Origin of the sequence: Lichenifustis flavocetrariae, from assembly GCF_026130545.1 — a bacterium.
Classification (GTDB): Bacteria; Pseudomonadota; Alphaproteobacteria; order Rhizobiales; family Beijerinckiaceae; genus Lichenihabitans; species Lichenihabitans flavocetrariae.
The window spans coordinates 266,879-274,257 of the sequence record NZ_JAMOIM010000007.1; the positions used below are offsets into that span (position 1 = coordinate 266,879).

Sequence of the window (7,379 nt, forward strand, 5' to 3'; positions counted from 1 at the left end):
TCCTAGCGCGGCGCGAGCGCGACGCTCTTGATCAGAGCCTGCAATTGGTCGCCGGGCACGAGATCAAGACGCTTCCAAGACAAGCGGGTGATCCGCGCCAGCAGGGTGGGACCATTCAACGAAGGTTGCAGGACGACCAGCATGGCCTGTTCCCCGGCAGGCGTGATCGATAGGATTTCGGCCGGAAGAATATTCAGGATGGTACTTCCCTGAGGCGGCACCCGTGCCAGACTGACATCCGCGGCCGCGATGCGCAGGCGCTGCCGTTGCCCCAGCGGCAAGGCGGAGCACGGAACCACAAGACGCAGTCCGCCTTCGACCAGGGTCGCGAGCCCGTATTCGGCATCATAGCTTTCGACGACCGCGTCGAGCGTTACCGCTGCGTCGCGAGCGAGCGCGAAGGGCAGTGCCGGGTCGCTCTGCAACTGGCGAAGAGGACCGACGGATTGAACCCTGCCGTCTCGCATCGCGACCAGCGTTTCGGCGAGCCGCTCCACCTCCGTCATGTCATGCGTGACATAGATCACCGGGAGGGCGAGACGGGCGGTCAAGCGTTCGAGAAAGGGCAGGATCTCGTCACGCGAGGATCGATCGAGCGCCGAGAGCGGCTCGTCCATCAGGAGAAGGCGCGGGTGCGACAGCAAGGCCCGGCCGATCGCCACTCGCTGGCGTTCCCCACCCGACAGGTGCCGTGGGGCGCGATCCAGCAAAGGCGCGAGGCCGAGCAGGTCGACGACCTCGTCGAAGGCGAGACCGGCCCCGGACCGCGCCGATCCGCGCGCGCCGAAGCGCAGATTTCCGCGCACCGACAAATGGGCGAAGAGGCTGGCCTCCTGAAACACATAGCCGATCGGCCGTGTGTGAGGAGGACGGAACAGGGCGCCATCCTGCCACGTCTCGCCATTGACCCGGCACATCCCGTCAGCAAAGCGCTGCAATCCGGCCATGCTGCGCAAGACTGTCGTCTTACCGCACCCCGATGGCCCGAACAGGGCCGTGACGCCTCGCGCCGGGGTTTCGAACCGTGCATCGAGCCTGAAGCGGCCCAAGGTTCCACGAAACCCCACCGCGATCGTTCCGGGATCGCTCAAACGCCAACCCGCGCCACGCGCTTCTCGATCAGGGCCATGGCGAGCAGGACCACGAAGGCAAAGAGCGCCATTCCACCGGAGAGCAGGCTCGCCTCGCGCCACTGCATGGTCTCGACATAATCGTAGATGGCGATCGACAGCACCTTGGTCTGCCCCGGCACACTCCCGCCGATCATCAGCACCACGCCGAACTCACCCACTGTATGGGCAAAACCAAGCACCGCAGCTGTGAGGAACCCCGGCCGGGCCAGCGGCACAACGACAGTCCAGAACGCGCGGAGCGGCGATGCCCGCAGGGTTGCGGCCACCTCCAGCGGCCGCGATCCCATGGCCTCGAAGGCATTGCGGATCGGCTGGACCACGAAGGGCATGGAATAGATCACCGAGCCGATCACCAGTCCTTCGAAGGTGAACGCCAAGGTTCGCCGGCCCGTGAGTCCCGACAAAGCCCCGCCGAGACCCTCAGGTCCGAGCGCGACCAGCAGGTAGAATCCGAGTACCGTCGGCGGCAACACGATCGGCATCGCCACGACGGTCGCGACGGCTTCCTTCCACCAGGCTTGCGAGCGTGCCAGCCACCAGGCGATCGGTGTTCCGACGATCAGGAGGACGATCGTCGTCGTGGTCGCGAGTTCGATGGTCAGCCGGATCGGCGGCCAGAGGTCCGGCGCCAACCCCTCCATTGGGCGATCAGGTCTCGGACCCGAACACGTAGCCGTATTTCTCGATGATGGCGCGCGCCTCCGGCCCTTTCAGAAAATCCATGAAGCCGGTCGCCGCCGTGTTGCCGGCGCCCTTCTTGAGCAGCACCGCATCCTGGCGAATGGGCTTGTAGAGATCCTGCGGCACCATCCAGCGTGATCCCCCCGCATTGCCCTTGAGCTGCGAGAGGGCCACGAAGCCGAGTTCCGCATTGCCGCTATCGACGAACTGGAACGCCTGGGTGATGTTGGCGCCGACAACGAGTTTGGGCTGTAGCGTGTCGTAGAGCTTGAGCGCCTTCATGGTTTCGACAGCCGCCGCCCCGTAGGGGGCCGCCACCGGGTTGCAGATCGACAGCTTGGTGAAACCCGCGGTCTTCAGGGTGTCTTCGCCCTTCACCACATCGGGGCTCTTGCTCCACAGGACAAGCTTACCGATCGCATAGGTGAAGACGCTACCGGGGACGCCGAAACCGTCCGCGACCGCCTTCTTGGGCCGCTCGTCGTCGGCGGACAGCAGGATCTCGAAGGGCGCATCCTGGGTGATCTGGGTGTAGAGCTGGCCGGTGGCGCCAAAGCTGAAGAGAGCATCGTCTCCCGTCTTGCGTTTGAACGCGACCCCGATCTCCTTGGCGGCTTCGGTGAAATTGGCCGCGACCGCGACTTTCGTCTCCGCCGCGTCAACCGGGCCGGCCACAAAGGTCACCACGGCAAGGGCGGCGAGGATCCTGAATATCATGCGTCGTCTTCCACATGGTCGATGGCAAGGATGACATGGGCGGCCTCGAACACCGCCCAGGCTGGATGGCCTTCGGCGAACTCATGGTCGCGCGCCGCCGCTGTGCCGGGCGAGCCCGACAGATGCAGTCCGGCGCCGATATCGAGACGGATCTGCGCGGTGTTTGCACCGTGGGCTTGAGGCGCGATCGTCCCGGCCACGCAGTTCAGGCCCGCGCGGAGCGGTTCCGGACAGGACCGCAATGCGACGAGCGTCGCCTTGATCATGACGATCACATCGCGGCCGGCGCGGAGGCCGAGATCGTGCAGGCTGTCGGTCGTTACACGCGCCCTGACCTGGGCCGTCGGTGAGAGTTCGGTGACGACCTCGGCCACGAAACCGTCGGTGTCGATCGTCACGATGCGGCCCGGCAATGCGTTGCGGGCGCTTGTCTTGACCAGCATGGCGGCGTGCCGCGGCGCCGCGATGCCGATCCCGGGGCATTCCCGGCCAAGCCGGCGCGTCAGCTGCGCGAGCTCGGCATCGAGCCAGTGGTAGGCCAGAATGACGTTGCGTCCCGTGTCGGTCAGCACCGATCCGCCGCCCCGCGCACCGCCGGCCCGGGTGGCCAGCAGTGGTCGGCCGAAGAGCGACGCCATACCGTCAAGAGCTTGCCAGGCGGCCCGGTAGGTGAGGCCTCGCGCCTTGGCGCCCGCCGAAATGCTGCCATGCCGTGCGATCGCTTCGAGCAGCCGAATGCGCTCGCGCCCGACCGCCGGCAACGCATCGCCTTTTAGAGAGAGAACGGCCTCGATGGTCACGGCGGTGAAGTTCGCGTTATGATGCCCTGCTTCATAACGGGAGACTTCGGTCAGCGAAAGCCTGTTCTCAAAGAGGGCTCGACGAAAGATCGCCCACGCGCTGGAGCGGCTTGGGCACCGCCGCAGAGGCATGAAGCGAGGTCAAAAGCCATGCGGCTGCGGCCGAATCATGAGAAGCTTGCGCATGATCGGTGCCGCGGCACCCTCTTGTTCGAGTGAGCGTTTCATGCGGTTTCCGCGACATTTGTATCGTCCCGTCTTCTTCGTTGCCTTTGCGTGGCTCGGCTGCGGCGCCCTTCGTGCCGAGGAGGCCCGGATCGTTCCCTCGGGCGTCAATCAGCAGATCGACTTCTTCGCCAGCGTCAATCCCGATTGTTCGACACCCGGATTGCCCACCGTGCGGCTCGTCGAAGGCCCGAGCCGGGGCACCGTCACGACCGACAAGGGCCGGGATTTCATGACCTTCGCGCGCGGCAACGTCCGCTCGGCCTGCAACAAGCGTCGCGTGATGGGCGTCAAGCTGTTCTACCGGTCCGAAAAGGGCTTCATGGGCGTCGACCGCGTCAAGATCCTGGTCATTTCGGCGGCAGGAACCGGACGTGAGGCGATCTACGCCATTCAGGCCCGCTAAGCGGAGCACCGAGGGCGCGATCGCCCGTCCAGTGCTGCAAACCCACACTTCTGCGAAAACGTCACCGGGAGGGGGATGTGAGACCCTTGCTCGCCTTGCCAGTAAGCCGTTGTTTCGCCACCATCGCGCCATGTTCGATTTGATGTTGACGGCGTTGCACGACGGCGCTGAGAGAACCTCTCCTTCGATGCCGCGCGTCCGCAGGACTATACTGCTTAGCCTTGCGGCTGCCGTGGCGTGCGGCCTGTTTGCTGTTGTGACTCAGGCCCATGCGGATGAGTATGGGCGGCTGACGCTCACCGAGGAGAACGATGGCCTGCTGCCCGACGGTCTCGACCGTCACTATACGCAGGGCGCGATGATCACCTATCTGTCGCCGACCGTGCGGCCGGAGGATTTCACCACTCATCTGTTCGACGGCCTTTCGGGCGTGCTTCCCTTCTTCCAGCCCGGCGCCGGCGTGCAGCGGAAGTTCGACGTGGTGGTCGGCCAGACGATCTTCACGCCGACGCGGTACCATGATCCGGTTCCCGATCCGCGTGACCGGCCCTTCGCGGGCTATCTGTTCACCGGCGGCAGCCTGCTGCAGGACACGAACGGGACGATGCTCGAGAATTTCGAGGTCCTGGCCGGCGTGGTGGGTCCCGACTCGCTGGCCAAGGAGGCGCAGGAGAGCTTTCACTCGATCGCCGGCTTCAACAACAAGAACCTCGATCTCGGCTATCGCTACCAGCTGCGCAACGAGCCGGGCTTCATGGTGACCTACGAGCGCAAGTGGCGCATCTGGCAGACACGATTCGCAGGCGTCGAGGCGGAGGTCATCCCCGAGGCAGGCCTCACGGCCGGCAATGTCATGACCTATGTCTCGGCCGGTGCGACCTTCCGGATCGGGCAAAACCTCAACGTCGACTACGGCATCGCCCGTATTCGGCCGGCCTTGAGCGGGACGGCCTGGTTCGACGCATCGCGCCTCGAACAGGATTTCGGCTGGTATCTGTTCGCGGGGGTCGAGGGACGCGCGGTCGTCCACAACATCTTCCTGGACGGCAACTCCTTCACGAACAGCCGCTCGGTCGAGAAGAATATCGGGGTCGGGGATGTGTCGGCGGGCGGCTCCGTGTTCTACCGGGATTGGGTCAAGCTCGATGCCTCGTTCACCGAGCGCAGCAAGGAATTCAAGACCCAAGCCCAGGCGGATCATTTCGGCCAGGTGAACCTCACGTTCCGGTTCTGATCAGCGCCCGCTACCGAAGCTGAACAGGCGCGTCAGAAGCCAGATCGGGACAACCACCAGAGCACCGGCCATAAAGTAACGGCCAAGGTCGCGCACGGCATCGAAGCCCATTGCCCAGACGCGGCGGCCGAGACGCTCCACCGCATCCCATAGCGCCATGGGATTGATGTCGAGCCAGATCAGGACCGCACCCACGACCAGCGACAGAAACATCAGCCGCGCCAGCACGGCCGCAGGCGAACCGCCGAAGAAGCGGTGAATGGCATGATCCGACATCGGTGGCTCCATGGGGCGGTTGAGCCCCATGTGAGCGGTCAGGCGTTTGTGATCAAGGGTGGAAAGATCTTGTTAAACACCGTAACGCATCGTGAATGGCCGATGCCGGAACCGCTTGCTATCTTTCGCAAAGGGTGAAGGCCTCACCTGATTTGAGGGACGCCGACACGATGGGTCGCAAGTATTTCGGAACGGATGGCATCCGCGGACGCGCCAATGGCGTGATCACGCCAGACCTCGCCATGAAGGTCGGCCAGGCGACCGGGCTCCTGTTCCAACGCGGACATCACCGGCACCGCGTGGTGATCGGCAAGGACACGCGGTTGTCCGGCTACATGATCGAATATGCCATGGTGGCGGGCTTCACCTCGGTCGGCATGGACGTTATGCTGCTCGGCCCGGTGCCGACGCCGGCAGTCGCGATGCTGACCCGATCGATGCGCGCCGATATCGGCGTCATGATCTCGGCCTCGCACAATTCCTACGAGGACAACGGCATCAAGCTGTTCGGTCCCGACGGTTTCAAATTGTCCGACGAGGTGGAGGCCGAAATCGAACGGCTGCTGGACACGCCGCTCGGCACGAAGCTGTCGAAATCGCCCGATCTCGGCCGGGCCAAGCGCATCGAGAGCGTTCACGCCCGCTACATCGAATTCGCCAAGCGCACCCTGCCCCGCAACCTTTCGCTCGACGGCCTGCGGATCGTCGTCGATTGCGCCAATGGCGCGGCCTATAAAGTGGCGCCGGAAGCGCTCTGGGAACTCGGCGCCGAAGTCTTCTCGATCGGAGTCGAACCGGACGGCCTCAACATCAATCGCGACTGCGGCTCGACCGCGCCCGCGACCCTCGTGAACAAGGTCCGCGAAATGCGGGCGGATGTCGGCATCGCGCTCGACGGCGACGCGGACCGCCTGATCATGGTGGACGAGCGCGGCGAGATCATCGACGGCGATCAATTGATGGCCGTCATCGCCGCCAGTCTTCAGGACGACGGACGCTTGGCCAAGCCGGGCCTGGTCACCACCATCATGTCCAACCTCGGTCTCGAACGGCACCTCGAAAGCATCGGCCTCGGCATGGTGCGGACGGCGGTGGGCGACCGCTACGTGCTCGAACACATGCGGGAGCACGGCTACAACCTCGGCGGCGAACAATCCGGTCACATCATCCTTTCGGATCATTCGACCACCGGCGACGGCCTCGTGGCGGCGCTGCAGGTTCTGGCCTCTGTTCAGAAGCAGGGCAAACGAGTGAGCGAGGTGTGTCACCGCTTCGAGCCCGTGCCGCAGATCTTGAAGAATGTGCGTTTCGCCGGGGCAAGTCCCCTGGCGCAAGACCGGATGACGAAAGTGATCGAGGCCGCACGTGAGCGGATCGGCGCGAACGGCCGGCTGGTGATCCGCCCTTCCGGTACGGAACCTCTCATTCGGGTGATGGGCGAGGGCGATGACAGGTCCCTCGTCGAAAGCGTCGTCGATGACGTTTGCGATGCCCTTTCGGCCCGCGTGACGGCGCTCGCCGCGGAATAGAAGCTGGGGAAGCGGGATCGGACCACGGGAGGCGGTTCCATCCTCCTTCTCATCTGCGTGGCACGGAGGTGGCTAACCGGGTAGCCTGGTGACGCCCGGACTGCCTGCGACCACCTCCGGTTGGCTTTGGGCTACACTGCGGCCTGCATGCGCGCCGGGACAATCTCGACGAGCCGCCAGCTGGGCGGAGACAGATCCGGATGGCGTTTGGCCAGCTCGAAATCCTCGTCGGCCGGCATACTGACCTCCGCCGTCCAGCGCTTTGCGCAATGACGGCATTCCAGTTCAAGAAAACACAATCGTAATTACCCAGGCCCTTGCCACGCAAGGAAATCGCTGATTCCCTTAGCGAATGAGCCGATTCGATCTTGAGCGTTT

Annotated in this window: 8 protein-coding genes; 3 read left to right on the plus strand and 5 right to left on the minus strand. The window is 64.4% G+C overall.

The window, feature by feature from the left end; all coding sequences use genetic code 11:
* Positions 1-2: 2 nt before the first annotated feature.
* Genes modC through M8523_RS13250 form a run of 4 tightly spaced genes read right to left on the minus strand, consistent with a single transcriptional unit; the run spans position 3 to position 3,331 of the window.
* Positions 3-1,091 carry a molybdenum ABC transporter ATP-binding protein gene (modC, locus tag M8523_RS13235; RefSeq protein WP_282585340.1) on the minus strand — a complete coding sequence of 363 codons (1,089 nt, stop codon included), beginning with the start codon at positions 1,089-1,091 and terminating at the stop codon, positions 3-5.
* Positions 1,088-1,774 (minus strand): molybdate ABC transporter permease subunit, encoded by a 687-nt coding sequence (gene modB / locus M8523_RS13240; protein ID WP_282585341.1) that lies wholly within the window; start codon positions 1,772-1,774, stop codon positions 1,088-1,090. Before modB ends, modC begins: the two co-directional genes overlap by 4 nt.
* Positions 1,775-1,781: 7 nt before the next feature.
* A complete protein-coding gene (gene modA, locus M8523_RS13245) occupies positions 1,782-2,531 on the minus strand; it encodes a molybdate ABC transporter substrate-binding protein (protein WP_282585342.1) in 750 nt (249 codons plus the stop codon).
* On the minus strand, positions 2,528-3,331 hold the full coding sequence (locus tag M8523_RS13250; protein WP_282585343.1) for a TOBE domain-containing protein: 804 nt from the start codon (positions 3,329-3,331) through the stop codon (positions 2,528-2,530). The genes modA and M8523_RS13250 overlap by 4 nt, the downstream gene beginning before the upstream one ends.
* Positions 3,332-3,557: 226 nt before the next feature.
* Between M8523_RS13250 and M8523_RS13255 the strand changes: the two genes are divergently transcribed.
* Both M8523_RS13255 and M8523_RS13260 read left to right on the plus strand, forming a co-directional pair.
* Positions 3,558-3,962: a hypothetical protein gene (locus tag M8523_RS13255; protein WP_282585344.1), complete on the plus strand. Its 405-nt coding sequence runs from the start codon at positions 3,558-3,560 to the stop codon at positions 3,960-3,962.
* A 187-nt stretch (positions 3,963-4,149) separates the two neighbouring features.
* Positions 4,150-5,196, plus strand: coding sequence for a lipid A deacylase LpxR family protein (locus tag M8523_RS13260; protein WP_282585345.1), 1,047 nt, complete (start codon positions 4,150-4,152; stop codon positions 5,194-5,196).
* On the opposite strand, the gene M8523_RS13265 is transcribed toward M8523_RS13260, so the two are convergent.
* Positions 5,197-5,472: a DUF6460 domain-containing protein gene (locus M8523_RS13265; RefSeq protein WP_282585346.1), complete on the minus strand. Its 276-nt coding sequence runs from the start codon at positions 5,470-5,472 to the stop codon at positions 5,197-5,199. It abuts the gene before it with no gap.
* A gap of 170 nt (positions 5,473-5,642) precedes the next feature.
* Between M8523_RS13265 and glmM the strand changes: the two genes are divergently transcribed.
* Positions 5,643-7,001, plus strand: coding sequence for a phosphoglucosamine mutase (gene glmM / locus M8523_RS13270; protein ID WP_282585347.1), 1,359 nt, complete (start codon positions 5,643-5,645; stop codon positions 6,999-7,001).
* Positions 7,002-7,379 lie beyond the last annotated feature (378 nt).

Excerpts from the sequence above, each read along its gene's own strand:
- modB (WP_282585341.1), bottom strand. The coding sequence starts at position 1,774 with ATGGAGGGGTTGGCGCCGGACCTCTGGCCGCCGATCCGGCTGACCATC.
- glmM (WP_282585347.1), top strand. The coding sequence starts at position 5,643 with ATGGGTCGCAAGTATTTCGGAACGGATGGCATCCGCGGACGCGCCAAT.
- M8523_RS13260 (WP_282585345.1), top strand. The coding sequence starts at position 4,150 with ATGCCGCGCGTCCGCAGGACTATACTGCTTAGCCTTGCGGCTGCCGTG.
- modA (WP_282585342.1), bottom strand. The coding sequence starts at position 2,531 with ATGATATTCAGGATCCTCGCCGCCCTTGCCGTGGTGACCTTTGTGGCC.
- M8523_RS13265 (WP_282585346.1), bottom strand. The coding sequence starts at position 5,472 with ATGTCGGATCATGCCATTCACCGCTTCTTCGGCGGTTCGCCTGCGGCC.
- M8523_RS13255 (WP_282585344.1), top strand. The coding sequence starts at position 3,558 with ATGCGGTTTCCGCGACATTTGTATCGTCCCGTCTTCTTCGTTGCCTTT.